The following is a 26,250-nucleotide window of genomic DNA, read 5'->3' as shown; positions in this document are numbered from 1 at the left end:
GTTGTGCATCAGTCCGGGGATCTTGTCATCATCGGCAGTATCCTTGTAATATTCGACGCCCTGCACCAGCGACGAGGCGCAGTTGCCTACGCCGGCGATTGCTACGCGAATGCTCATATTAACTCCTTAGGAAAAATGTATCGATTGATATACCGTCGACTGTCCTAGCTGTCCTCAACGGTGGTTCAGCTGTGATGTCCCGTGGATTCACGAGCCTGCTCACCCATCTCGTGAATCCACGAAACCGTGTACTTCATTACTTGTTGCCGTTCGTACAGCGTTACCCGTACGACACGTCTACGCAATGCGGCAGCCAGGCGCCGTTGCCGCGTGGCAGCCTACTCGATATTGCTGTGATTCCTGCTGGCCTCCTGATCGCTCGTGTGATCCCTGCGAGACAACATCAGGCACAGCGCATCCAAGGTGATATGCACGCACTGGTCGAAAAGCGAACTGAGCAATTGGATCGATTTCACCGAGTCATCGTTCTTCACTCGCCCCGGCACGATAATCGTGTAATCGGCCAACGTGCCTAATGGCGAATCCGGCTTGGAGGTCACGGCGATGATCATCGCCCCCACAGACTTTGCAGCAGTCGCGTCGCTTACCGTGTTCTTCGTCTTGCCTGAACCTGAGATGGCCAGAAACACATCACCCTCGTGAACGGAGGGCGTGATGGTTTCGCCCATCATGTAGCTAGTGTAGCCGATGTGCATCAGACGCATGGCAAAGCTCCTTGCTTGGAACCCGCTCCGTCCTTCGCCGTCCGCATACACCCTCTTGTCCTTGGTGATATGCGTCGACACCTCAGCGAGTTTGTCCTCGTCGACCAAAGCCATGACGCCTTGGATTTCCTCGGTGATCTGATCAAGAATCCTCATTGTATTTCTCCTTTGCACTGATGGCATGTTTGCTGTATATCGTCGGCACCAGTTATCGCCGATCCCATGATGACAATGTCGATTCCTTCCTTGCTGATTGCCTGTAGCTGGTGTTGTTTGATTCCTCCCGCGATTGCGATATGCGCAATTTGCGGAAAGCGTTGTCTGAATGAACGTATCTGCCCGACCGGGTCGTCCATCGACCCGCTGTCCTTTGACATATGCAGGCAATAGATGGCCTCAGAGAAGCCAGATATGCGGGATATACGCGCATCATCGCATTCGAGCAGATCGATCATCATTCCGCCATGCTGCTCAGCTGTGATTTTGGCGCATGTTTCCAATGTCCCCATCGACGAGCTGCCCATAACAGTGAGGTATTGGAATCCGCTTGCAAAACCAAGCTTGAACTCATAAGCACCCTCATCGCATGTCTTGATATCGCCAAGCAGGGGAGCTTGACTCTTGAGCCTTTGCAGCTCGACCAGGCCGAATTCCTTGGTCAGCGAAGTCCCGATCTCGATCAGGTCGGCATCGTGTTCGACCTCGTGGATGAGCCGCTGCGCGCGCTGCATATCCACACGGTCAATGGCCACTTGCAATTTCATAATGAGATATCCTTTCTTGGCGTATCGCGAATGAATGCTTCAAGCTGCTGTCTGGTGGGCAACCCCTCGTTATCACTGAGATTCGTGACCTGCAGCGCGCCGATGGCGTTGGCGCGTTCCAACAGGCGCTCGTTGTCAAATCCTTCCAGCAGGCCTGTGAGGATGCCGGATGCAAAGCCGTCACCAGCACCGATGACGTCTACGGTTTTCACTATGAAGCTTGGCATGACCGTGCGCGATATATGACCATGCTCATCGTGCTCGAATAGGGCCGAACCTGATTCACCGAGCTTGATGATGACTTTCGAGACTCCCTTATCCAGATAGAAGCTGGCGATATCCTGAGGGTCGCTGCGTCCAGTGAACAGCACGCCCTCCGAATGCCCTGGCATGACAATGTCGCTGACGAAAGCAAGCCGATTCGTCGCCGCAATCATCTCCTCCTGGCTTTTCCATAGGGTCGGTCGAGGATTGGGATCGAAAGTAACCAGGCTCCCCCGCTGATGTGCAGCCTCGATGAGCCCTTGCGCCAGATCATAGTTGCCGTCTGAAAGCGCAGGGAAGATACCGGTGATATGCAGAATCTTGAAATCGCCCAGATGAAGACTGAACAACGACCGCGCAGACATCTTCGACGCCGCGGATCCTTCGCGGAAATACACCACGCGGGATTCGCCGTCTGCGAGGATGACTTTCACCTGGAATCCAGTGGACGCCTGTTCGGCGGTGAGAATATGCGAAGTATCAATGCCTTGCTCAGCCATAAAGTCACGGATGGCGTTGCCCTGCCAGTCGTCGCCAAGCTGGGTGATATAGCCAACGCTATGCTCCAGACGTCGCGCCCCTAGCGCTACGTTGAGCTCGGCACCAGCCATTTTCCGCGGCAGACGCCTTGCTTCCGCAAAGACTTCCGCCGTGTCATCCAGAAACATAACCATTGGTTCCCCAATTGTCAGTATCTCACTCATTATTGATTCCTTTCCCAGTGCTGCATGGCGATGCAGACCGACCTCACCGCTATATCCCCCGCTTGGCTATATCGACTTGCCCGCTGACCTGTTCCGGCGCAATCGGGAATTCCAAAAGCACTGGCGTCGAATCAGGCAGCTTAGCCACCAGCTGACGCCAAGGAATGACGCCGTCCTCAAGCATGGTGGTCTCGGGATCGACCGGGCCTGAGATGTTTTTGAGATGGAAGTCGGTGATGTACGAAGACAATGCCTCAAAAGCGGCCACTGGATCGCCGCCTTGCCAGAACCAGTTGCCGAGATCGAAAGTGTACCCGATACGGCTGCCGCAATCGCGAAGGCGCGCAAGCGCCTGGGTCGTTTCGTCAAGGGTGCCGTTCTCCGGGGTCTGATCGTTTTCAATAGTGAGCGCCAGCTTGCGTTCAGCTGCTTTGGCGTCAATATCCGCAATGACTTCCGCGCTGCAGTCCTTGATGTCACCCTGATTGAATTTGACCCTTGCCGCGCCCATCGCCGATGCCTCTTCGAGGAAGGTCTCAAGCTGCGGATGCGCCGACCCGTTCATAGCGATCGATTCCGGCACAGAATAGAACAGCTGCATATGATGCTGCTCCACTGCATCATGAATCGCCTTCAGCTCAACCTGATCGCGGATGAACTCCCGCCGCACTTCGACCAAGGTGACGAGCCGTGCGATCTCATTGACCAGTGTTGACTGTCGCCTCTCCTGACTCAGTTGGGATTGGTATACCAAAGTGTTGATCCCTAATATATGCATGATATGTTCCTTACTTAATCTACAGATGGAAATGTGATGGATTATGAATGATGTCGCATGTCAGAACAAGAGCACAGCGGCGGCCCCCATAATGAACACCGAGCTGATCCATGCCACAGGGACCCCTTTCAGCAGGAAGGTCTTCGCGTCAAGACCGCTGTATTCCAATGACCATGCGTTCCAGGACTGCGTGAAGCACGACGAGATTCCGATCATCGAAGGAATCACCATCAGCGCGTACAGGAACCATGCATTGAATGTGCCCAGCCCAAGCAGCAAGGTGACGGTCGCAGCGCCGGCGCCATAGAGTTCGAGCGGTCCGCGGAAAAGCGCCAACGGAGCAAGAATAAGCACGACGACCACCAGGATCATCTCATTGTTGGGTATAACGTGCGCAAGCAACGGCGTGATGACGCCCACCACCTTGATCGCGCTGGCCTGGAACATCGTCAGGCAGAACAGCAGGATCAGCAGTCCGCCGATATCTCCGATCGCCGTTTTGGCGGTCGTTCCCAGCTCTTCGATGAAGCCCTTGAGCGTTTTCATCCCGCCCGTAAGCGCGAAGGCGAGCAGCGTGGACAGCAGCAGCGCGGGCACCGCAGGCCAGTTGAGGACAATGCTGAGCGTCGCTGGTAAGACGGGAAGCACGTAGGTGATCGCCGGCACTTTCGGCCAGTCGCGCTCGCCGACGGCTCCTGCCACCTCGTATGGCTGGCCGTTGCGGATGGCTTTGCGGTTCACCAAAATGAATACGATGATGCCGATCATCTGGATGGCCATGGCTGCCGTGCCGAAGCGCAGGTAATGCGCTCCCCATTCAACTACACTGCCGTCCGGAGACTTGTAGCCTTGGAAGAAGGGCTGGAACTGCACGAAGAGCACGCTATTGATCCACATCGCCGCGCCGATGGACAGGGTGAAGACCGGCACCGCTATCTTCTTGGGCACGCCTATGGACGCCATGATCGGAAATAGTATCGAGCCGATAGCCACCGCCGAACCGACTCCGTAGGCGCTGGAGAATATCAGGCATGTCACCAGAGCAATCAGTATCGTCGCGATGACGGATCTATCTTTGCCGGCGCGCACTACCAGCCTGCTGATTCCAGCGGCGATGCCAGTGTCTACGAGCACCCTTCCGAACCAGGCGCCGAAGATAATCTGCACTGCGGTTCCGCCGTAGTTGAGCGCCGGAGTCGAGAAGATATCGGATATGAAGTTGAATGGCTTGGCGAGGCCGAAGGCCGCTGCGAGAAAATATATCCCAGTCCAGAGCACTGCCATGGCGAAGAAACTCACCGTAAGGCTTCCGCCCCTCATGGCGAACACAATGAAGCCAATAAACGTTACCGCAAGCAGAATGCAGATGATAATCGATCCCATTGCCCGCTCTTTTAAACGCATGCGCATTGACGCATCGCATGCATCAATGCACACCCCATGCCGCATACTGCGTCGCGTGTCATGCAATTCGAAATGAAGAGGACTGCACAGAGCACCCTGCACAGAGCACCATAGCTGCTGCCGCCTCGATTGGTTGCATATTCACTACTCATAAGATCTCTCCTTTGAGATGAGGTGAATCGATTTAGTTAATCGGTTTCGTTTAACGATAAACTACTATAGGACTTTTCTTGCATTCGGGCAACTGCCCGGCGTTTATCGTTTGAAAATGCGGCTAGCGCAACACGGCAGCGTTATTATCCGTGGAATGGTGAATGTGCAACGTCGCCTCAATCTCCATATACCGAGGCTCGCCTTGCTCGCCGTCATAGGCGCGGGACGCAAGCGCCAGCATAGCCTGCCTCCCCATGCTCAGCGGATTCTGATCGATGCAGGTTATCCCATGCCCAAAGAACCGCGCGTTATTCTCACTGGCGAATGCACATACCCCTATGCGGGAACGCTCGATGCCATTGCACGCCGCGAGCGCATCCAAGACATCGGCGAGGCTTTCCTCATTGTTGGCGAACAAGCAGACTCGCTCATCGAGATGTTTATCAAGCAATGCCCGTATCCGCTGCCCCAGATCGTCAGAATCCGCTGAATATATCAGCGCCTCGCCGCCGATGCTGCGCCCACGCAAAAACTGCGCAACAGTATTCAATCGCCGGGTTCTGGTTGAGATATTCTGCACGTCATGCGTCACATATGCAATATAGGTGAAGCCCTGATGCTCAAGGTGTTCCATCATCGCGCGGGTGATTTGCCCATTGTTGGTGCACACCGTGTCGAATGCCGCGCCCGGAATCGTTCTATCCAGCAGAACCGCAGGCGTGCGACCAACAATTTGACCATATTGCGCGGCGCGGGCCGCGTCGCCGCCAACTGTGTTGATGATGACGCCATCGACCTGTGCATCAATAAGCGACTCCACGTTATGCAATTCAATATCCTGACTATTCGTCGAATCGCACACGAGGAGCTGAATATGGCGCGCACGGCACTCAGCCTGCACGCCCTTGAGCAGCAACGAGCTGAACGGGTTGCCGATATCCGCTATCGTGACGCCGATGCTGTGGCTGCTCCGCGACTTCAATCCCTGTGCAAGCTTGTTGGGACGATATCCAAGGGAACCGATCGTCTGCTGGATGCGCACGCGCGTATCGGACGACATGGAAGTAAAATCCCCATGCAGATATCGCGAAACCGTGGTTTTCGACACCCCTACAGCACGCGCGACATCCGCGATGCCCACCTTTTTCCCCATGGTTCAACACACCTCGCCTGTTCTTATCCTGCGCACAACAATCATTCTGTCATGACCATACCCCACTTCGTTATCAGGCATAATGCCTGCGTCGGTTTTGCGGGCTGCACGAGCGATAGAACTGGCTCCGTCCTCGACGGCCCCGTCAAACAGCTGTTCATTGCAAAGCATGCCCATCAACAGCCGGTCGATGATGGTCGGCCTAGCAAGTGATGAGATTGTTAATAGGCTGATGGGTGAGTATCGTAAGAAAGTCGCGGCAGCGAACGGAAACAAGTGGGCGGAAGCCGTATCAGCGTGTATGTAGGCCGTCATACCTAATCGGTAGATGGCGCCCAAGCCTGTGTCACGGAGAATACAATCTTCAGCTCTGCAAGGCAAGGAACTCTGCAGCAAAGCTACGGGCTCCTTACGCGGATCGCCGTTTTGCGCCACAAGTAACCGTTATCAATGAACCGATCATATCAAAACGGTCGACCCTATCCATGCAGATAATTTCTGCATGCCATACGGACCGCCATTAAACCATCTGTTGTTTGAAAAGTATTCTGAAAAATAGCAAGCATCGAAATAACTATTGGACGCTTCCCAAGATCTGCTTAACATCACCCGCCGCCTATGTGCCCTCAGAGCAAGCTTAGGATGTACAACTTATAATAAATTCCGTTTAACGAAATTTGTTTTCTTACTCTTTACTGTCGTTACAGACATGTAATTCCTGCGATATTGGTATTTCATGATAATCCTTCATCCTTTCTTTTACCAAACAAAGTGTGTAACAACACTTAAAACGAAAGGAGGGAAAGTTTGCCAGCTAATACTCTCGATGCAGTTGATTCATCTCCAGAGATGTCATCAAATTCCGATGAACGAAATAAAGTGCTTGAAGTGTTTTCCGTTAGCATGTCGTATGGTGACGATGGTCCGGAAGTGCTGCACGACGTCTCGTTCCACGCCTACGAGCAGGAATTCATCACATTCGTCGGGCCCTCAGGCTGCGGCAAAAGCACATTGTTCAATATTGTTGCAGGCCTGCTCCAACCCACAGCAGGAAGCGTAGTGGTCGATTACAAGGAAACCACAGGAGAACCGTCCAAAAATATCGGGTATGTGCTCCAAAAAGATCTGCTGCTTCCCTGGCGCACCATCAGGAAAAACGTCATGCTCGGCCCCGAGCTGTCGCACAGCACCAAAACGTACGAGAACAAAGTCGAGGCACTGTTCGACACCTATCATCTTCACGGATACGAACAAAGCTACCCCGATCAGCTTTCTGGAGGCATGCGCCAGCGTGCAGCCCTCATGCGCGCCATGCTTATGGAGCCAGAGATCCTTCTCATGGATGAAGCTTACAAGGCTCTCGACTATCCACTCAAAATCGAACTCGAAAGCGAACTCCTCGAACATGTGAAAACAGCAAAGCAAACTGTCATTTTTGTTACTCATGACATCGAAGAGGCAGTCACCCTGTCCGACCGCGTTTACATTCTAAAATCTCATCCCGGTGAAATCGTAGATGAACTCAAGATCAATCTGAGTTGCGACTCCAATAATATTAACGAACGGAGACTGTCCCCTGAATTCAACACATACTACGAACGGATCTGGAAGACTGTAGAACGGGGAACAAAATGAATCGAAAGCGAGCCACCGGGATTCTTACTCTGCAGATCGCCATTCTCATACTGTTTCTTGGAGGGTGGGAGCTTGGCGCACGATACGGTCTCATCAACACATTCCTGTTTTCGTCGCCGAGCAATATCGTCACCATCCTGATTGCCCAGTTTCATCGCGGCACGCTGATGCTCAATGTTCAGGTGACTGCCTACGAGACGCTTGTAGGCTATCTTGTCGGAGCCATCGGCGGATCCGCCCTTGGGCTTCTGCTCTGGTTTTCACGGTTCGTTGCCGATCTCACCAAGCCATTTATCGCGGCGCTGGGATCAATCCCCGTTCTTGCCGTCGCTCCGATGCTCATTATATGGTTCGGCACCGGATTCCGCTCTAAAGTCGTCGTCGCAGCTTTTTCCTGCATTGTCGTGGCACTCATCAATGCCTATCAGGGAACAGAGAAGGTAGATAAAGACCAGCTGGAGCTGTTCCGATCTTTCCGCGCAACCAAATTCCAAACATTTAGAAAGCTCATAATTCCAGCTAGCACCCCTTGGCTTATGGTCAGTCTCAAATTGAATGTCGGGTTCGCCTTGGTCGGCGCCATAGTCGGCGAGTTTATTTCAGCTAACGCAGGCGTCGGGCACATGATCGTCGTCGCGGGCGCCAGCTTCGAAATTGGAGAGGTGCTCGCAGGGATTGTGCTGGTCATGCTCATGGTGCTGGTATTCAACATGGTTATCGCGCTGATTGACCGCATTTTGAAGCATCGACACTTCACATAAATTCCCCCAATCGCTACACAGAACAGGAACCAAATACGGCTACGACAACACCTCAATAAAAAGCTTGCTCATTTTCACTCAATCCGTCACCGATTATTCAACATCAAATCCACAAGAATAGATAAGGCAAAACAATGAAACATCGTAAACTCATACCAGCTCTGACCGCCCTAATTGCTGGTGTCGGTCTCACACTTTCAGGTTGCGGCAGCTCCGCCATCGATGCAGCCGATGGGTCCAAATCTCCATCGGGTTCGCCAAACAGCATGAGTGTCCGCATCAACCAAGCGGTAAAGACTCTGACATATTTGCCACTGTACGTGGCAATCGACCAAGGGTACTTCAAAAGCGAAAACTTATCGGTCACCCTCGATACCGGCGGCAGTGGGTCGGCTTCCTTCTCAGCTGTGCTCGGAGGATCAGCTGACTTCTCGATTCAGGATCCGGTGTTTTCTCCCAAGTCACATATGAACGGCGGCGATGGAGTCATAGTTGCCGGTGTCATGAATGCGCCCGCAGAATATATCGTCGGCACAAACAGCACCAAGTTGACCGATAATCTCACTGCGCTGGAAGGCAAGAAGGTGATAGTGAGTCCTGAACCCGATTCCACTTGGGCCTTCATGACCTATCTCATCGCGAAAAATCATTTGAAAAACGTTGAACTTGTCAACGTATCGATTGGCAACGAGCTTGCAGCTGTCGCTGCGGGACAGGCGGATTACGCGGTGGTCGCCGAACCGAATGCCAGCAAAGCCACTATGGAGCAAGGGCTTCATGAGGTGTATTCATTCCCGAGTGATTCAGGGTGGTCACCCTACGCATTTTCGTCGTTGACTTCCACAAAGAAATATGTCGACGCCCACAAGAACGAAACCCAAGCAGTGGTGAATGCGTTCGAAAAAGCCTGTCGCTATATCTACGACAACCCCGACGGTGCAGTGCAGGTCGGGGAGAAGGAATTCCCCGATATGGACAAATCCATCGTGAAAAACGCAGTCACTCATGCAATCGAAATGAAGGCATATCCAGAGCATGCGTTGGTAAGCAAGGAAGCCTGGAAGAACAGTATGACAATTCAGTCATTCATCAAGAACGTCGACGGATTGAACACTAAAAGCACCAGCTACGCAACGAACGTAGACGCCTCCTTTGCCGAAACAGCCGGGAAGAAGTAAGTATGGGCACTGGAACAATTAATGACGTCCGCAGTACGTCAGGGGAACCTGACCACTTCAAGACGCCGCTCAACGAGGATTCGGCAGGAGTGTCCAAGATCTGGAAAGATAAAGCCGAGGAGTTGTCCGACTACGTGTCACACTGGGTCAGTTATCAGGATGGAATGATCATTTCCGTTCAAGACGGATTCAATGAAACCGATGCAAGCAGCAATCAAAGGAGCTGAAGATGGAGAATCGCATCGCATCATATACCATTGCTGAACTTGCCGTCGGACTGAGACATGATCAGTTCAAGATCACGGATTTGGTGGAAGAATCACTGCAATCCATTGAGCGCGGCAACGATCTTCACGCGTTCATCAGCATATTCTCCAAAGAATCCAGACAAGCGGCAAAGGCACAGCAGTCATTGCTGGGCAATGGGTACGATCTGGGACCATTGCAAGGCATTCCCATCGCCGTGAAAGACAACATCGACGATACCCAAGGAGCCACTACTTACGGATCATCGATTTTCGGCGGACACCAGGTTTCCCAGGATGCTCTAGTCGTTAATCGTCTCAAGGCAGCGGGCGCAATCATCGTCGGCAAGACCAATCTGCACGAATTTGCCTGGGGAGGAACCACCTCGAACCCCCATTACGGCGTGGCGAAAAACCCTTGGGATGAATCGCGCATTCCTGCGGGCAGTTCCGGAGGATCAGGAATCGCAGTAGCCAAACGAATGGTGTGCGCAGCGCTCGGAACCGACACGGGAGGCTCCATTCGTTTGCCCGCCGCCATGGATGGCGTATGCGGAATCCGACCGACGCTCGGAGACCTCAGCATTGACGGCATCTTCCCTGTCGCTTGGACGATGGACACCGTCGGACCGCTCTGTTCGAATGCCGAAGACGTGGAGATGCTGCTCGCGGTCATGAAAGGGAAGCTTCATTCGTTTACGCCCGTTAGGCCCTCGAATCTGACAGGTCTCCGCATCGGCATTATTAAGGATTATGCCATTACGGGATTGCAGGCTGCAGTCCGTACGGCTTTTGAAGATGCGCTCGCCTTGCTGCAGAAACATGGAGCAGAACTTGTGGTGCTGCCACTGCCTGGTGTAGAGGAGGTCGTCAACGCGCAACTCGTTGTCGATGCCGTCGAACCGAGCGCTGCGCACTATCAGCTGATGCGTGACCATGCGGATGATTATGGTGCGGACGTGCTCTCAAGACTCCGCGCTGGATGCGATCTGACAGGCGTGGAGTATGTGCAGGCGCAAAGATTCCGTTTACGCTTCCGCCAAGAGATGGAACAGCTGTTTCGCCAAGTCGACGTAGTACTTACGCCCACATTGCCTTTCACTGCACCGCACATTGGTGCGACGAGCGTCCCTATCAGCGACGGCTCGACCGTGAGCACGCTTTCGGGCAATATGAAATATACGGCAATCCCAAGCATGTCTGGCGTGCCGGCGATGAGCATCCCCATAGGATTCGATCAGGACGGGTTGCCTATAGGCATGCAAGTCATCGCTCCGGCACATCGCGAGGACACCGCTTTAGGATTAGCCAAACGGTATCAGCAATTGTCGGAATTTCACAAACGTTTGCCCTAATTGTCCTAGGACGATATTTTGTCCACCGCCGCAACAGAATGGTAGTCTCCGCTGATACACTATCGGGTTGCAACTCGTGTTCAGAGCTTGCGCTCGATGAGACGACCGATTTGCTTTATTTCGCTGGCCAGACCTGTTTCATCAAAATCAGAGAAGCGCGAATCAATGAACGCCACGCTGATTGCACCGATTGGACTTCGCTGCTGCCCCGAAAAAATTGGAACGGCAATCGATGCGCTTAAGGGTACCCGTTCCCCAGAAGTGAACGAGTACCCGTTGGCACGAATCTGTTTTAATCGACTCCGAATCGCATTCTCATCGGCCACGGTTTGCCCAGTCACTTTGCGTCTTGGAATCTTCATAATAAGGTCGATGCTGTCTTCATCCAGATATGCAAGCTGACACAATCCGTTTGCTCCAACCGTCAGAGGAATATTGACTCCGAGGGGAACTGAAATATGGATTTCCTGAGTACTTTCAATCTGTCCGATATACACGTTGTGGAATCCGAAACGCTGACACAACGTCACAGTCTCCTTAGTCAGCTCGTAAAGGTATTCCATGTACGGTCGTGCGCAATTGTACAGTATGTTCGACATCCTTTTGGTTTCTCCGATGCCGTAAGTCTTGCTTCCGAGCGCGTACTTACGAGTATTGGGATCCCTTTCGGCAAGATCGTAGGAGAGAAAATAACGCAGTATTCGATGCACGACAGTCGGACTGACCGCAAGCTGATCAGCAATGTCTTTCACTCCAATCTGGCCGTTGGCATGAACCAGAGCCAAGTAGGTCATGATTACACGTTCGATGGTCGAAGAAGGTCCTTTCCTTGCACTAAGAGCACTGTCTGCATTGTGTTCATCAACCATGGCGGATCTCCCTCACAGAAACGTGATTAGCCGTATCAACTGTAGTCAACGACATGTTACGCATCAGTAGACAGGTAAAGGAACAGCTATGACCTCGCTTTCGACCGAGACCTCACCCCAAAGTGCCGGATGGCGTCTCGGTATGGGAACGCTGCTGCAGGGACTCAACTCGTCAATGATCGCCGTAGCGCTAACCGATATCAGCACGGATTTCAATGACAACACTGCAGCGCCATGGCTGATAAGCGCACTCTATTTCACGGCAGCGGTGAGTTCGCCTGCATTCGGTCATCTATCCGATCTTTATGGAGCGAAAAAACTTTACCGCATTGGGCTGCTGATTACTCTTATTGCAAGCTTGTTAGGGCCGCTGTCTCCAAATATATGGAGCCTCGTCGCGGCAAGGGCATTAATCGGTATCGGCACCGCGGCACAAATACCCACGGCAATCACCATTGTTGTAGCAGTCGCTCGGATGCAGCATTCGAGTTCCTCTACCGCCGTAGGAATCATCTCTATGCTGGGCCAAGTTTCAGCAGCCATTGGGCCGGCGTTAGGAGGCTTCATCGTAACCACGCTCGGCTGGCAGTGGATTTTCTGGATCAATATTCCACTGGTATGCAACGCGTATCTATGGACGCGTTCCGTACCCGAGACGCAATCGAAAAGGAATGCAGAAGTACAGGATTTTCCGTCTGCCAAGCAGGAAAGAACTCAGGGATCAGGCAGACGACTAACAGAAATAGAAATCATTGACGTACCAGGCATCATGCTGTTTTGCCTCAGCCTCATAGCTTTGCTCTATGCGTTATTAGGAACAGCCACACCTCGCATTATATGCGGCCTGATTCTGGCAGGGGCAGGATTCCTTTGGTTTTATTGGCATGAACTGCATGCGACACATCCATTCATGGATTTCCTCTTCTTACGCTCGAATCCTGTCGTCCTATACATTTATCTGCGTACTATAATTGTCAATGTCGCATTTTATCTGGTGTTCTACGGCATCCCACAGTGGGCCGGACAATCAGGAGGCATGGATGCGATGCGGTCCGGATTCGTGCTGCTGCCCAATTTCATTGCGGGCGTGATAACAACACGATTCGCTGCATCGAGAGCAGGCTCATGGCAGCCTCGAACTATGCGAACCGTCGGCTGCAGCCTGCTCATTCTCTCTGCCGCGTTATCGACATTGGCATTCATGACCAAGCAGACGCTGTTGCTGTATGCAGCAACATTCCTGCTCGGATTGCCTTCCGGATTCAATAATATGGGGAATCAGCTTGAGCTTAATCGCCGTGTTCGCCCTGAGGATTTGGGCCAGGCTACAGGTCTCTTCCGAACGTCGCAGTTCATAGGAGCTGCAATTTCAACCCCTATTGCTTTTCACGCATTACATAGCGCTCTTGTGCCCATTGATTCGATCCTCATTCTCATGATTGCAATCATCGGCATTGGGCTGCTGACATTCATCGTCGATTCCATCTACCGTTTTCGCATACATCCGATGGAGTGAGATGACTGATTTCGGCCACTACACGAATTTGCCCGCTCACTCCGCGTTTGCTGGCGATGACACGCAGCGCATCTGCCTCGCTGCCGGGCATGCGGACTGTCACCGGTACCATGGGCTATACAGCGGCGGTCGGCCGAGGGACTTATGAACATCAAGCTCGCCGAGAGTGCCGTGGTACATGCCCTTCTTGGCGTTCTCGTCCCGCTGGTCAATCATGTCGTTGATGATCTCGATTCCACCTTTTGCCTTGTAGTCTTCCATTAGTCATCTCCTTCCTAAAAGCTGACGTATCTGCGTATCGTTGAAGCCCATCTCACCTAAGGATTTCTTTCTCGCCGGCGCCACATGAAATATGTTCCATTCAGCGTCTGCCATGCCAGCGTATGTAATGAGTTCGGCGAGCCTGCCATGCCAAGCCCAGCCAACAGCCATCATCTGATCCGGTTCATACTCTCCATAGCGCGGCAGCGTTCTCGCGGCATCGCACCATGTTGCCAAAAACTCCCGTTCATCAAGCCAAGGGCGTTTCTGCAATACTCGCGGCTGTATTCTGCCATGCAAACCGTCACTTTATTCTTATTTCGTATACGAAATTGCAATATTTTCACCCTAAGCGTCAGATTGATCAGCTCGGTGTCGGCATCCTTTTCGCGCTATCTTTCCAACAGTCTCAGCATCTGCTTCCCCACCCACCACCCTTCCTTTTCCTGATGCAGGATGCCTATAATGCCGTGGAGCTTGAGCGAAGCTATACCTGTGGGTTTGCATGAGGTACCGACGCTTCCGCATGAAGGGATAGGTGATGAGCGATGGCCACTGGGGAACCGACTGTGGACGAGCAGACCGACGAAAGACGGAACTCTGACAGGCCGAGCATACAGCTCGAAAATAATCCCACACACACGCCACGTCAATCGTCGCAACGCTCTCTCTCGCAACGACAATCATCGCACCTCCACCCCCAGCGCCATATGCCGTGGCGACTGGCGCTGCTGGTCTGCGCCGGGGTCACGCTGCTGACCGGGCTGGACGCGGCGCTGTTGCGCGTGGGGCTGGAGGCTCCGGTCGCCGGCGTCGGGCTGGTCGACGCGCATGGGCCGCTGATGATCTACGGATTTCTAGGGACGGTGATCGCGCTGGAACGCGCGGTGGCGCTGCGTTCGGTGGTCAGGCATTCATGGTGGGGGTATATCGCGCCGGCGGCCGGTGCGCTCGGAGCCATTCTGCTGATTGCGGGCATACTGTTGCCCAGCGCGGCGCAATCAATACCGCTGCTGACATCAATATCACTGGAAAACTCGCCACGCATTTTGGCCTCAGCGGCGTGGTGCGCGGCCATGATAGCACTGACGGCGATGTATGCCGTGATGCTGCGCGCCCAGTTCGCCCCGGCGCTAGTGATTCAGCTGCTGGCTTCGCTCGCAGGCCTGTGCGGCATGGCGCTGTGGGCGCGGGGGCTGACCATTGCGCAGATATTCCCGTGGTGGATGGCGCTGCTGGTGCTGACGATTTGCGGCGAACGCCTCGACCTCGCCCGGCTGTCGCTGGGAGCCGGTGCCGAACGTCGTATTCTTGCGGAAAGCACAGTGCTGTTTATCGCGCTGCCGATCACATTGCTATCGCCGACAATCGGCTATCCGTTGCTGGGCGCGGCGCTGCTGGTGATGATCGGCGACCTGGCCACGCATGACATCGCCCGGCACACGATACGCAGCAAAGGCGCGACGCGATTCATGGCAGCGTGCATGCTGGCCGGCTATGCATGGGCTTCGGCGGCGGCCGTCGCATGGATTCTGGTGGGCGAGCCCGGCGCGAACGGCTACCTCTACGACCTGTGCGTGCACGCGATCACCATCGGATTCGTGCTCTCGATGGTGATCGCGCACGCGCCGATCATCATGCCGGCCATCGTGCATCGCCCGCTGCCGTATCATCCCGCATTATGGGCGGTTTGGGGTCTGCTGCAAGCCGGCCTGCTGATTCGCATCATCGCTGGTTTCCGCCAATCAGTTACGGCATGGCGTTTCGGCGATGTGCTCGACGTCGTCGCCGTGCTGGCGATGATGGTCACATTAGTGTCGCTGGTCGTGTTTGGCGGGCGGAAGCGCAGGAATGCGAAGAAAGTCAACGAAAAATGAGCGCTAATCCAAAGAAAAGTGTCAACGCCGGTGCCGACCACGACCACGCTCAGGACGCCAGCTGCACCCGCAACACCCCCATCCGCAACACCCGCACCATCGTCTCGCGCGCACGCGCCGACCGGTACGCGACCGCGTGGATGGTGGCTGCCGTGGCGCTGCTCGCGATTGGCCTGTTTGCTGCGGGCAAACTGCCCAAGCCCTTGTGGACTATGGTGCATGTGATCGCGCTGGGCGTGCTGACGAACGGCATTCTGCAGTGGTCGTGGTTCTTCGCGCGCACGCTGCTGCACTTGCCAGCCGGTGACCGGCACGCGGGTGTGAATAATGTGATTCGTGCACTGGCGTTCAATGTCGTGTTGGTCGCGTTGTTTGCCGCCATATGGCTGGGTTCGGCGCCGGCGGCAATCGTCTGTGATGCCGCTGTCATCGCCATACTCGCGTGGCATGGTGCGGATTTGCTGCTAGTCGCGCGCAAGACATCGCAAGCGCGATTCGCCGTCGTGATTCGCTTTTACACAGCCGCGACGGGATTCCTTATTGTGGCATGCGTGCTGGCCGGATTCGTGGTCGAAGCGATGCTCGGCACGCATCCGGCAGCCTGGCTGGTGCGCAGCCGCGACGCTCTGACCGTGGCGCACGCGCTCGCCGCCGCCGCCGGATGGGTCGGACTGTCAATCGCCGGAACCCTGGTGTCGCTTGGACCCACGATGCTGCGAGCGCGTATTGGCCCGGATGCCCCCGCCGCAGCGCAGCGAGCCTTGCCCGTGCTGGCGGCCACGCTTTTGGTCGTCGTCGTCAGCGACGCTGCGGGCAACGGCATCGGGATTGGCGCGGGATTGCTGGGATTCGCCGGTACCGCCGGCTATGGCATCGCGGTTCCGCTGCTGCGTTGCGCACGACAGCGCCCGCCACGCAGCCTGGCCACATGGTCGATGGCCGCCGGAATCATATGGTCTGCCATTGTGCTGGTCGCTATCGCCTTTCGCGCCTTGTTCGCCACGGATATCAGCGCCTTGCGCGCCGCAAACCTGCCCATGCTGCCACTGCTGGGCGGTGGCGGATTGGCGCAGATTTTCATCGCTGCGCTGACCTATCTGATGCCCGTGGTCATCGGCGGTGGCCCGGCCATCATGCGCGAGGGCATGCAGGCGCTGGAAACGGCGTGGCCGGTGCATTTTGCCATCCGCAACACCGCCTTGCTACTGCTCGGCCTCACAAATTTCGCGTCTGGAGCCGGCCTGTTGCAGCGCGTATGGTGGGCGCTTGTGCTGGCTACGTACGTTGTCGATATCGCATTATTCGCGGTCGCCGGCATCCGCCAGTCGCGGAGCAAACGAGCCGCCGCTGTCGCAGCCGGCACCGCAACAGCCGGCACCACTGGCACCACCGCACAGCAACCTTCACATGATCGGAGCGCAGTCGCATGAACGCATCGCACGATAATAATGACAGCACCGGCACACCCAACGCCGGCGCATCCAACACTGCCACACCCAATCAACCACACAACACCCGCCCCCACGGACCGCGAGCACTTCCAGGCGAGTCGGCATCGCCGGCACGGTATTTGGGCGGGTTGGTCGCGGGCGCAATTGCGGTGGTGTGCCTCACCGTCGCCGCCATCCTGATTCGCCCAAGTCTGGCAGCCGGCACGTCGGCTCCGGGCAATATCGGCGCTACGACCGCAGCCTCAGCAGGACCATCGTCCGCAGCCACGCAGGTGACGCCGACAGGGAAAACCGTCAGGGCGACGATTCGCGCCAAGGACATGACCTATGTGCCCAACGTAATTCAGGTGCATGTTGGGGATCGGCTGCGCGTCGTGTTCGTCAATGACGACACGCAAAGCCACGATCTCGTGTTTTCCAACGGCGCGTCTGCGCCCACGCTCGCGCCGGGTGCGCGGCACAATCTCGATGTCGGCATCGTCGCGGGCGATATGCAGGGCTGGTGTTCGCTGGCCGGGCATCGCGAAATGGGCATGAGCCTGAGCGTGAAGGCAGCCGGAAGCAGTGCCGCGGATGGCGCGAACGGCACCGAAAACAATGCAGGAACCAACGCAGTGGGTAACAATTCCGGCAGCAACGCAACAGCCGCCGACGACCCGACTCCCGGCGCAGCAGCGCTCAAGCAACAGGCCAAAGCGGGGCAGCCCTACCCCGCCGAACTGCCCGCGTTGGAATCGGGCACGGTGCACAACGTCACGCTCACCGTCACCGAGCACACGCAGCAGCTCGCCAGCGGCGTCACGCGCCGAATCTGGACTTACAACGGCTCGACGCCCGGGCCGGTGCTGCATGGCCGGGTCGGCGACACCTTCAATGTCACGCTGGTAAACAAGGGCAGCATGGGCCATTCGATTGACTTCCACGCTGGAACGGTCGCCCCCGACCAGCCCATGCGCACCATCGCGCCAGGGCAATCTTTGCGATATTCCTTCACCGCGGCTAGGGCAGGCGTGTGGATGTACCACTGCTCGACCGCGCCCATGTCGAACCATATCGCCAACGGCATGTTCGGCGCGGTCGTCATCGAGCCGAAGAATCTGCCGCCGGTCGACCATTCTTATGTGCTCATCCAGTCGGAGCTCTATCTCGGCGCGAAAGGCAAGCCCGCCGACGCTACGAAAATCGCCAATCGTACGCCCGACCTCATGGCGTTCAACGGCAGGCCATTCCAATACGATGTCCACCCGCTGCAAGCCTCGGCAGGCCAGCGCATCCGCATCTGGGTGCTGAACGCCGGACCGAACGAATCCTGGGCCTTCCACGTCGTCGGCACCCAGTTCGACACCGTGTGGACGGAAGGTGCCTATAGCATTCGCAACGGTTTCGATGGAAGTTCAGGAGTGGGCACAGGCTCGGGAACGGGCTCAAACTCAGGCGAGTCCAGCACACCCAGCGCCCCCAATGAATCCGGCACATCCGGCGCCCAAGAACTGCCGCTGCTCCCCGCGCAGGGCGGCTTCGTCGAGTTCACCCCCACCGAACCCGGTCATTATTCAATCGTCAACCACGAGATGTCTCTCGCCGAAAAAGGCGCCCACGGCACACTCGACGTTTCGTGAACATGTCTCACGGGCGGACACGCCCGAGCCGACGCGCACAAGTCGGCCAAGTAACCCATACGAGGGGCCATTGTACGCGATCGGAAATCGCTATCCGCCCGAACAAGACACCCGACTTGTGCATACGAACCCGGGCGCACTGCCCCTTTTGTGCCTTTTGCAGCAGCTCAGCGTCACAAAAGGGGCAGTAACGAGCGCCCGGTGCCCCTTTTGTGACTCTTACCGTGCAGGAGCGTCACGAAAGGGGCAGTGCGCCCCCTACGACCACACCTACCCCTCAACCTCGTCCAGCACTTGATCGAGGGCTGCGACCAGCAGGGCGGCGTGCTCGTCGGTGAACACCAGCGGCGGCCTGACCTTCAGCACGTTGTCGAGCCGGCCGACGCGCCCGTGCAGCACGCCGTGATCCTTCATATGCTCGCAGATCCTGCCCGCGAAGTCGCCGGGCGCATCAGAGTCGTCGCTCACTTCGACTGCGATGTACAGGCCGCTTCCGCGCACGGAGCGAATGCACTGGTGCCGGTCCTGCAGCTGGGCGAGCGCAGCGTTCAGCCGCGTGCCCACTTCGAACGATTGCGTGCGCAGGTCGTTGTCGCGCATCTCGTCCAGCACCGCCGAGGCAGCAGCGCAAGGCACGGCCGAGGTGGCGAAGGTGTTGAAGTACTGGTTCCTGCTGGCGAATTCCTCAAGGCGGCCGTTAGGAAGGACCACGGCTCCGATCGGCAGCCCGTTGCCCATCGGCTTGCCCATCGTGACGAGATCCGGCTCGGGCGCGTACTGCTCGAACCCCCACATGGTGGATCCCATTCTGCCGAATCCGGACTGCACTTCGTCGGCGATGTACAGGCCTCCTGCGGCATGAACCCGCTCGACGAGTCCTTGGATGTAGGCCGCGCTGGGGTACGGCATGCCTTCGGTGGAGAAGGAGGGGTCGATGAGCAGGCAGCTGACGCCGTATCCTTCATCGTTGAGCGACGCTATGGCCTCGTCCACGCTGCGCAGCGCCTGCGCAACGATCTCATCCGCCTGACCGTCGCTCGAGCATTGCGGCACGTCGGGTATGCGAATCGCCCGGGCGTACGGCGCGAAGTCCTCCGCCACTTCCAGGCCGGTCGTCAGCCGCGCCAGCGCCGTGGTATTGCCGTGATAGGAGAAGTCGGAAATCAGCACGCCTGTATGATGCGTGCTTTGGCTGGCGATGCGCAGGGCCAGCTCGTTCGCCTCCGAACCCGAATTGACGAAGAACATGCGGTCGAGCTCATCAGGGAAGAACGAAAGCAGCCGCTCCGCGTACTCAATGGGCTTGCGCGTGATGTATCGGCTGTTGACATTCACCTCGCTCAGCGCCTTGGTGACGGCCTCCCGCACCCTCGGATTGCTGTGCCCCACATGCGGGACGTTGTTGTAGGCGTCCAGATACCGGCGATGCTTGGAATCCACCATCCAAACCCCTTGCGCGCTCACGATTTCAAGCGGCTTGCGATAGAACAGCGGCGAATAGGGGCCGATGGTGTCGATTCTGCGTTTGACGAGCGGCGAAGTCGCCGTCACGCGGTTCGGGCTTCCCGCCGCCGGCGACGAATCCGCAGGACTCGGATTGGCGCTGCGGCCCTCACCCTGCGTCGTCGCCGTCGTCATAGTGGAGGCGACGGGCGTAAAGAACGTAGCGGGTGCGCTGGGCGTAATGGATTCGTGCGCTTCCTGCGAAGCTGGGGACACGGCTTCACCGGTCATACTTGTTCTGCCTTTCGTTATGGGTGTTCGTCTCAGTGACCATGTGGCCACTGAGCACTGACCGCTCGCGCTGCTCCTGCTCTGGCGCATGCCGCGCGCGGCCTATGCTATGCAACTACACAGCTATGCGACTAGTTCTCAGGATATTCCGCAGCCGCATCCGGGGACGGCACCCTCATGTCGATGACGAAGCGGTAACGCACGTCGGAGCGCTTGAGCCGCGCATACGCGTCATTCACCGCCTCGGCGGTTCCGGGCACAATCTCGATCTGCGGCGCTATGCCTTCCGCGGCGCAGTATGAGATCGACTTCTGATTGAGGCCGACGCCGCCGATAAGCGAGCCGGCGATGACGCGGTTGTTCCAGAACAGACTCGAAGGAGCGAAGGAGAGCTGCTCGTCCCCAAGCCCGAGCGGCACGTACACGCCATCCACGGTGAGCAGGGAGAGATACAGGTCGACGTCATTGGAACCGGCCGTGGTGTTGAGGATGACATCAAAGGAGCCTTGCAGCTTCGGGTCGGCGCGCAGCTGGTCGACGGTGAGGAATCTGCTCGCCCCAAAACGCATCGCATCCGCTTTTTTGGAATCGGTTCTGCCGATGACGGTCACGTTCGCCCCTCGGCTCTGCCCCATCTGCACGCCGATATGGCCTATGCCGCCCATGCCGATGACCGCCAGCGTGGTGCCTTCCTCCACGCCCCAGCGCTCCATCGGCGCGAACAGCGTCACGCCTGCGCACAGCAGGGGCGCGGCGTGCGCGGAGTCCAGCGCGTCCGGAATGCGGATGACGTATCGGGAGTCCACCGTCATCGAGCGGCTGTAGCCGCCGTATGTCGGGTTGCCCTCATAGTCCATGGCGTTGTAGGTGGAGATCTGACCCTTTTCGCAGAACTGCTCGTGGCCCGAACGGCAAGCGTCACATTGGCCACACGATCCGACGAAGCATCCCACGCCCACGCGCTGCCCAACGGCGAAATTCTGCGCGGCTGCGCTTCCGACCTCTTCGATGACGCCGACGATTTCATGGCCCGGCACCATGGGGAAAATCGAACCCGGCCAATCGCCTGACACCTGATGCAGATCGGAATGGCAGATTCCGCAGAATTCGATGCTGATCTTCACATCATCAGGACCGACGTCCCTGCGCTGCACTTCGCCTTCGTGGAACAACCCGTTCGGGTCATCGACCATAATCGACCATGCTGAATACGTCATAGCGGCATTCCTTTCGTTTCACAGTGTTTACACGTTGCATTCGCACGTTGCATTCGCACGCTGCGTTCGCACCTTGTGTTCGCACCTTGTGTGCGCTGTTACGCCTCGTACACCACGCAGCCGCCGAGCACGGTGCGCACGGTGGTGATGTTCTTCAGTTCCGAGGATGGGCAGGCGTACGGGTCGTAGGCAATCTGGAAATCGGCGGATTTACCGACGCTGATGGAGCCTGTCTTGCCGTCCAGCCCAGTGGCCTTCGCCACATTGATGGTGAACGCCCGAATTGCCTCGTCAAGCGTGATCGCCTGCTCCGGCAAATAGACCTGCCCCGGGTAGTTCCCGTGCGGGTTCGCCCGTGTCACCAGGCCGTGTATGCCGAACCATGCGCTCGGGTCCGGCGAGCAGGGCCAGTCCGAGCCGCCGGCGATCAGTATTCCGGCGTCGAGCTGGTCTCTGAACTGGCAGGCCGTCTGCTTGAGGTCCTCGCGCATCGGTGCGAAGGCGCCTTCCTGGAAGGAGCTTGGGTACCAGAGCTGAGGGCTGATGTCCAGCGTGATCCCGTTGTCGCGGATGCGGGCGTAGTCGCAGTCCTGGATGAACTCGCCGTGCGCGATGTGCACAGGCACCTGCAGTCCTTTCTTGGCGATCGCCTCCACGGCGTCGATGACCAGGGTCACCGAGGCGTCGCCGGTGCAGTGAATCGTGCAGCCCATATGCTCCTCGGCCAGCAGCTCGAGCCACGACGCCAGCTCTTCGAGCGTGAAGTTGGGCTTGCCGCGCCAGTCGTCCCCGTATTCCTCGTCCGGCACGTAGGCGTCATGGACGTATGCCGTGCGGGTCGTAGGGGTGCCGTCTTCATATATCTTGGCGAAGGTCGGCACGAGCCTGTCGCCCTTGTAGTTCTTGGAGCACCTGATCAGCGGCTCGCCGGTCGGCGTGAAGCCGAATATCTTGTCGTTGATGGAGGCGGAGGTCACGGTCCAGGCGTTGAGCTTGCCCCCATCGTCCAAGGACTTCAGCGCCTCCATCATATTCTGCCCGGTTCCGCAGTCCTGGATGAGGGTGAAGCCTCGTTCGTTCATGCTCGAAATCGCGGCGGCGAGCGCGTTCTCCACTTCGTGGGGACGGCGCTGCGTGGTGCGCTCCAAGGTCTCCTCGGCCCAGCGGGAGGCGGATTCCACAAGCAGGCCAGTCGCCACCCCGTTCTCGTCGACCACCACCTCCGGTGCGTGGGCGGAGGCATTGCCCGGGTCGACGCCCATCAGCTCAAGCGCCCGCGCATTGACGTAGCGGTTATGGCAGCTCTCGTCGCGCAGCAGCATCGGAATGCCGCGCGTCGCCTCGTCGAAGCGACGACGCGTCTGCGGATCGTTGAGCACGTCCATGTTCAGCATGCTCCACCAGCCGCCTTCAATCCAGCGGCTGGGGTCGGCGGTTTCGGCATAGCGCGCGACGGCATCGAGTATCGTCTCGGTGTCCCAGGCGAGCTCGATCTGCAAATCGTCGGTTATGCGATGGCCCGCGAGCAGGAGATGCAGATGCACGTCGCCGAAGCCCGGAAGCACGGTCTGCCCCTCAGGCACGTCGATTACGGGCACCGGGGCATCGAAATACCCGTCCAGCTCGTCGATGCCGTGGCTGGTCGCCACAATCGTCTCGTTGTCGACCGCGAATGAGGCAATCACGGGGTCGGTGTCATCCATGGTGTGGATGGCTGGCGACTTCACGATAAACCGGTTTGGGAGTTCCTTGGTCATATCATCTGTCCTTTCACTTGTTGACTGCCGCTGCAGGTAACGATGAACCCGGCAAATCAGCCGATGTACCCACCGCTGCAGGCGAATCAGCCGACGACTCAGCCGTCGCAGCCGAACCTTCCGAATCCGTCACCGCTTCCTTGGTTTCTTGAGCAGGCTGCGCCGCGTCACCAGGCTTGTGCGCGATGACGTCCTTCCAGGCGGATTTGATGATGTTCTGAATCGACTTGTCGAGCATCACCGCGATGACCAGCACTGCGCCGGTGAACACCGTCTTGAGATATGCGGAGACGCCGAGGATCACCAGGCCGTTCTGCAGCACACCGACGAACAGCAGGCCGGCGAGCACGCCACTGATTCTGCCGCTGCCGCCTTCGAAGGCGATGCCGCCAAGCAGCACCACGGTCAGCGCTTGCAGCTCCAGTCCGGAGCCGACGGAGGGCGACGCCGCGCCGAGCTTCGCGGTCAACAGCACTCCGGTAAGACCCGCGAAGAGGCCTGAGAAGGCCAGCACGAGCATCTGCGTGCGCTTGACATTAAGGCCCATCAGGTACGCGGCCCGCTGGTTGCCACCGATGGCGAGTATCTCCTTGCCTTTGGCCATGCGGTTGAGCAAGTACCACGCTGCCGCAATCACAACAGCCAGTATGATGATCTGAACCGGGATGCCAATCACCTTCGTTGAGCCGAACATGAGGAAAGGCATGGGCAGCTTCGTCACCGTCGCACCATTGGTCATGAACATCGCCAGACCGCCCCACACGCTGAGGAATCCAAGCGTGACCACGAAGGTGTTCAGCCGCATGTATGCGACCAGCACACCGTTGATCAGCCCGGCAACGAAGCCGAACAGCAGAGCCGCGATGATGCCGAAGGCGATGCTGTTCGTGCGGACCATGACGGTGCCGCCAAGCACCGCAGCCAGCGAGGCAACCGAGCCGACCGACATATCCGCGCACCCCATCATCACCACGAAGGCGACCGGGAAGGACAGCACTCCAAGCTCGGCTATCTGCTGCAGAATCGTCAGCAGGTTGCCTGCGGAGAGGAACCGCGGGTTGATGGCGCCGAAAATCAGCGCCACGATGATCATGGCCAGGAAGATGCCGTTCTGCGCCAGCAGTATCTTCAGCCGTCCTAAGTTGAGATTCTTCATATCGTTACGTCTCCTTGCCTCGTGAAGGGAAATGTGCTTCGGATCGATCAGCGGGATGCCGCATTGACGACAGCGCCGGCGGAGACGCTGTCCGGGGTGCTGGCGGGCTTACCGCCGGATCTGATATGCGCCAAGCTGAGCAGGCCTTGCAGCAGGTTCTCGTCGTTCAGGTCATCCCCGGTGTATTCGAGCACTCTGTCGCCCAGGATTACGTACGCCCGGTCGCACATGCTGACGATCTCGTCGGTCTCCGAGCTGGCGACCAGGATGCACGCGCCTTCGCCGGCCTTGCGCCTGACCGCGCGCACGATGTCGTCCTTGGCGCCGATGTCCACGCCTTGCGTGGGCTGTGCCATGACCAGTACGTCGGCCTTCGCCGGCATCATCCACCGGGCCAGCAGATGCTTCTGCCGATTGCCGCCACTGAACTGGCCGATTGGGGTCTCGCCGTCAGGGCCGATAATCTGCAGGTCCTCGCGGCACTGGCGGTACATATCCTCGCCGAAGTTTCCTGATACGTGCCAGCTCGAGCCAAGCTTGCGATACCACGGCATCAGAATGTTCGTCTTCGCCGGGAAATCAGCGATAAGCCCTTCCACGTCCCTGTCCGGAGGCACGTAGAACACGCCGTTGCGTATCGCCGCAACTGGGTTCGCCGGAGCGTACTCCTTGTCGGCTAATGTGAAGGAAGCCTCGTCGCGTTCCTGCGGCGAACCAAGCCCGAACAGATCGGCCGCCAGCGAGAACTGCTCGCCGGAAGCCATGCCGAACAGTCCGATGACCTCGCCTTTGGCCGCATGCACCTCGCCGTGCGCCATGCGAATATCCAGCACGGGAGCGCCGATATGCTCAGGCGCCACCTTCGCTGTTTTTTTCAGGCCCGGCGCCAAGGCGTTGGAGAGATCCTGCAGCGAAAGCGAGGACGCAGGTGAATCCATGATCATTCTGCCGGTGTTCAGCACGATGATGCGCCCGCAGATGTCGAGGATGTCGGGGAGCCGGTGCGAGACGTAGATGACGCTGGTGCCCTCGCTGGCGAACTTGCGGATGAGCGCATGCAGCTCTTCCGTCTCGGCGGCTCCCAGCGCGGCCGTCGGCTCATCGAGCAGTAGCACGCGGACGCTTGAGGACATCGTGCTGCGGGCGAGGTCGACCATCTGGCGTTGCCCGATGGTCAGCGTGCCCGCAGGCGAGTCAATCCCCACGTCGATACCAAGGTCGGCAAGCGCGGACGAAACCAACTCGCGCTTGCGGCCGTTGGTCATCGAAGCCGAGAACCGGTGCCCTAGGCACATATTGTCGAATACACTCAGGGAGTGGATGAGCGATGGCTCCTGATGAATCACCGCCACTCCGGCCTGCGAGAAGTCGCGCGGCGTGGAGCCGTTGGCAATCTCCTGCCCGTCGATTCTCACCGAGCCGGCGGTCCATCGAATCGCCCCGCTGGCCAGATTGAGGATGGTTGATTTTCCTGCGCCGTTGTGGCCAAGCAGCCCTACAATCTCACCGGGCTGGATGTCCATCGTGACGTGGTCGATGGCCCGGTTCACGCCGAAGTCAACGACGACGCTATCCATCTGGAAACGGCCGGTCATCTTCCGTGTGCGCTCTTCCACCGCTTCACCTCACTTCCGTTAGTGGTTTCGTTGGGATTAATTAGGATTAATCGTGTGC

General features: G+C 57.4%; 23 protein-coding genes and 1 pseudogene. 10 read left to right on the top strand and 14 right to left on the bottom strand.

Going from position 1 to position 26,250, the window contains the following annotated elements; translation table 11 throughout:
* The 7 genes and pseudogenes from DDF78_RS09200 to DDF78_RS09170 all read right to left on the bottom strand — a co-directional run.
* Positions 1–117: pseudogene (locus DDF78_RS09200) on the bottom strand (inositol-3-phosphate synthase); the annotation flags it as partial.
* A 221-nt stretch (positions 118–338) separates the two neighbouring features.
* Positions 339–881 (bottom strand): 6-phospho-3-hexuloisomerase, encoded by a 543-nt coding sequence (gene hxlB, locus DDF78_RS09195; RefSeq protein WP_152580259.1) that lies wholly within the window; start codon positions 879–881, stop codon positions 339–341.
* On the bottom strand, positions 878–1,489 hold the full coding sequence (locus tag DDF78_RS09190) for an orotidine 5'-phosphate decarboxylase / HUMPS family protein (RefSeq protein ID WP_152580258.1): 612 nt from the start codon (positions 1,487–1,489) through the stop codon (positions 878–880). Before DDF78_RS09190 ends, hxlB begins: the two co-directional genes overlap by 4 nt.
* Positions 1,486–2,457: a sugar kinase gene (locus tag DDF78_RS09185; protein ID WP_152580257.1), complete on the bottom strand. Its 972-nt coding sequence runs from the start codon at positions 2,455–2,457 to the stop codon at positions 1,486–1,488. The genes DDF78_RS09190 and DDF78_RS09185 overlap by 4 nt, the downstream gene beginning before the upstream one ends.
* A gap of 49 nt (positions 2,458–2,506) precedes the next feature.
* Positions 2,507–3,235 (bottom strand): sugar phosphate isomerase/epimerase family protein, encoded by a 729-nt coding sequence (locus tag DDF78_RS09180; protein ID WP_152580256.1) that lies wholly within the window; start codon positions 3,233–3,235, stop codon positions 2,507–2,509.
* A gap of 60 nt (positions 3,236–3,295) precedes the next feature.
* Positions 3,296–4,618: a gluconate:proton symporter gene (locus tag DDF78_RS09175; RefSeq protein ID WP_152580255.1), complete on the bottom strand. Its 1,323-nt coding sequence runs from the start codon at positions 4,616–4,618 to the stop codon at positions 3,296–3,298.
* Positions 4,619–4,913: 295 nt separating this feature from the next.
* Positions 4,914–5,945 (bottom strand): LacI family DNA-binding transcriptional regulator, encoded by a 1,032-nt coding sequence (locus DDF78_RS09170; protein WP_152580254.1) that lies wholly within the window; start codon positions 5,943–5,945, stop codon positions 4,914–4,916.
* An 807-nt stretch (positions 5,946–6,752) separates the two neighbouring features.
* On the opposite strand from DDF78_RS09170, the gene DDF78_RS09165 reads away from it, so the two are divergent.
* From DDF78_RS09165 to DDF78_RS09145, 5 genes are all read left to right on the top strand, one after another.
* Positions 6,753–7,580 carry an ABC transporter ATP-binding protein gene (locus tag DDF78_RS09165; protein ID WP_202613258.1) on the top strand — a complete coding sequence of 276 codons (828 nt, stop codon included), beginning with the start codon at positions 6,753–6,755 and terminating at the stop codon, positions 7,578–7,580.
* A complete protein-coding gene (locus DDF78_RS09160) occupies positions 7,577–8,341 on the top strand; it encodes an ABC transporter permease (protein WP_152580253.1) in 765 nt (254 codons plus the stop codon). The genes DDF78_RS09165 and DDF78_RS09160 overlap by 4 nt, the downstream gene beginning before the upstream one ends.
* A gap of 134 nt (positions 8,342–8,475) precedes the next feature.
* Positions 8,476–9,519, top strand: a complete 1,044-nt coding sequence (locus tag DDF78_RS09155) for an ABC transporter substrate-binding protein (protein WP_152580252.1) — start codon at positions 8,476–8,478, stop codon at positions 9,517–9,519.
* Between the two features lie 2 nt (positions 9,520–9,521).
* Positions 9,522–9,746 carry a hypothetical protein gene (locus tag DDF78_RS09150; protein WP_152580251.1) on the top strand — a complete coding sequence of 75 codons (225 nt, stop codon included), beginning with the start codon at positions 9,522–9,524 and terminating at the stop codon, positions 9,744–9,746.
* Between the two features lie 2 nt (positions 9,747–9,748).
* Entirely contained in the window at positions 9,749–11,119 is a 1,371-nt protein-coding gene (locus DDF78_RS09145; RefSeq protein WP_152580250.1) for an amidase, read from the top strand.
* Between the two features lie 80 nt (positions 11,120–11,199).
* On the opposite strand, the gene DDF78_RS09140 is transcribed toward DDF78_RS09145, so the two are convergent.
* Positions 11,200–11,988: an IclR family transcriptional regulator gene (locus DDF78_RS09140; protein WP_152580249.1), complete on the bottom strand. Its 789-nt coding sequence runs from the start codon at positions 11,986–11,988 to the stop codon at positions 11,200–11,202.
* Between the two features lie 88 nt (positions 11,989–12,076).
* Here DDF78_RS09140 and DDF78_RS09135 point away from each other — a divergent pair, with 88 nt between their 5' ends.
* On the top strand, positions 12,077–13,504 hold the full coding sequence (locus DDF78_RS09135) for an MFS transporter (RefSeq protein WP_152580248.1): 1,428 nt from the start codon (positions 12,077–12,079) through the stop codon (positions 13,502–13,504).
* A 99-nt stretch (positions 13,505–13,603) separates the two neighbouring features.
* Here the strand turns inward: DDF78_RS09135 and DDF78_RS11760 are convergent, their stop codons facing one another.
* Positions 13,604–13,765 carry a hypothetical protein gene (locus DDF78_RS11760; RefSeq protein ID WP_154677503.1) on the bottom strand — a complete coding sequence of 54 codons (162 nt, stop codon included), beginning with the start codon at positions 13,763–13,765 and terminating at the stop codon, positions 13,604–13,606.
* A gap of 227 nt (positions 13,766–13,992) precedes the next feature.
* Here DDF78_RS11760 and DDF78_RS11755 point away from each other — a divergent pair, with 227 nt between their 5' ends.
* The 4 genes from DDF78_RS11755 to DDF78_RS09115 all read left to right on the top strand — a co-directional run bounded on the left by DDF78_RS11755 (position 13,993) and on the right by DDF78_RS09115 (position 18,712).
* The gene (locus tag DDF78_RS11755; protein WP_154677502.1) at positions 13,993–14,274 is read left to right on the top strand and encodes a hypothetical protein; all 282 of its coding nucleotides are present in this window, start codon (positions 13,993–13,995) and stop codon (positions 14,272–14,274) included.
* Positions 14,275–14,475: 201 nt separating this feature from the next.
* Positions 14,476–15,642: a DUF8744 domain-containing protein gene (locus tag DDF78_RS09125; RefSeq protein WP_152580246.1), complete on the top strand. Its 1,167-nt coding sequence runs from the start codon at positions 14,476–14,478 to the stop codon at positions 15,640–15,642.
* The gene (locus tag DDF78_RS09120; protein WP_152580245.1) at positions 15,639–17,072 is read left to right on the top strand and encodes a hypothetical protein; all 1,434 of its coding nucleotides are present in this window, start codon (positions 15,639–15,641) and stop codon (positions 17,070–17,072) included. Before DDF78_RS09125 ends, DDF78_RS09120 begins: the two co-directional genes overlap by 4 nt.
* On the top strand, positions 17,069–18,712 hold the full coding sequence (locus tag DDF78_RS09115; RefSeq protein ID WP_152580244.1) for a multicopper oxidase domain-containing protein: 1,644 nt from the start codon (positions 17,069–17,071) through the stop codon (positions 18,710–18,712). The genes DDF78_RS09120 and DDF78_RS09115 overlap by 4 nt, the downstream gene beginning before the upstream one ends.
* Before the next feature lie 270 nt (positions 18,713–18,982).
* On the opposite strand, the gene DDF78_RS09110 is transcribed toward DDF78_RS09115, so the two are convergent.
* From DDF78_RS09110 to DDF78_RS09090, 5 genes are all read right to left on the bottom strand, one after another.
* On the bottom strand, positions 18,983–20,446 hold the full coding sequence (locus DDF78_RS09110) for an aspartate aminotransferase family protein (protein WP_202613257.1): 1,464 nt from the start codon (positions 20,444–20,446) through the stop codon (positions 18,983–18,985).
* A 131-nt stretch (positions 20,447–20,577) separates the two neighbouring features.
* A complete protein-coding gene (locus tag DDF78_RS09105; RefSeq protein WP_202613256.1) occupies positions 20,578–21,663 on the bottom strand; it encodes an NAD(P)-dependent alcohol dehydrogenase in 1,086 nt (361 codons plus the stop codon).
* A 98-nt stretch (positions 21,664–21,761) separates the two neighbouring features.
* Positions 21,762–23,420: an amidohydrolase gene (locus DDF78_RS09100; RefSeq protein ID WP_152580243.1), complete on the bottom strand. Its 1,659-nt coding sequence runs from the start codon at positions 23,418–23,420 to the stop codon at positions 21,762–21,764.
* A 13-nt stretch (positions 23,421–23,433) separates the two neighbouring features.
* The gene (locus tag DDF78_RS09095) at positions 23,434–24,576 is read right to left on the bottom strand and encodes an ABC transporter permease (RefSeq protein WP_152580242.1); all 1,143 of its coding nucleotides are present in this window, start codon (positions 24,574–24,576) and stop codon (positions 23,434–23,436) included.
* 47 nt (positions 24,577–24,623) lie between these two features.
* Positions 24,624–26,192: an ATP-binding cassette domain-containing protein gene (locus DDF78_RS09090; RefSeq protein ID WP_152580241.1), complete on the bottom strand. Its 1,569-nt coding sequence runs from the start codon at positions 26,190–26,192 to the stop codon at positions 24,624–24,626.
* Positions 26,193–26,250: the final 58 nt, after the last annotated feature.

Origin of the sequence: Bifidobacterium tibiigranuli (genome assembly GCF_009371885.1) — a bacterium.
Lineage (GTDB): Bacteria > Actinomycetota > Actinomycetes > Actinomycetales > Bifidobacteriaceae > Bifidobacterium > Bifidobacterium tibiigranuli.
The sequence above is the reverse complement of the archived record's forward strand: the minus strand, read 5'-3'. Positions and strand labels throughout refer to the sequence as shown.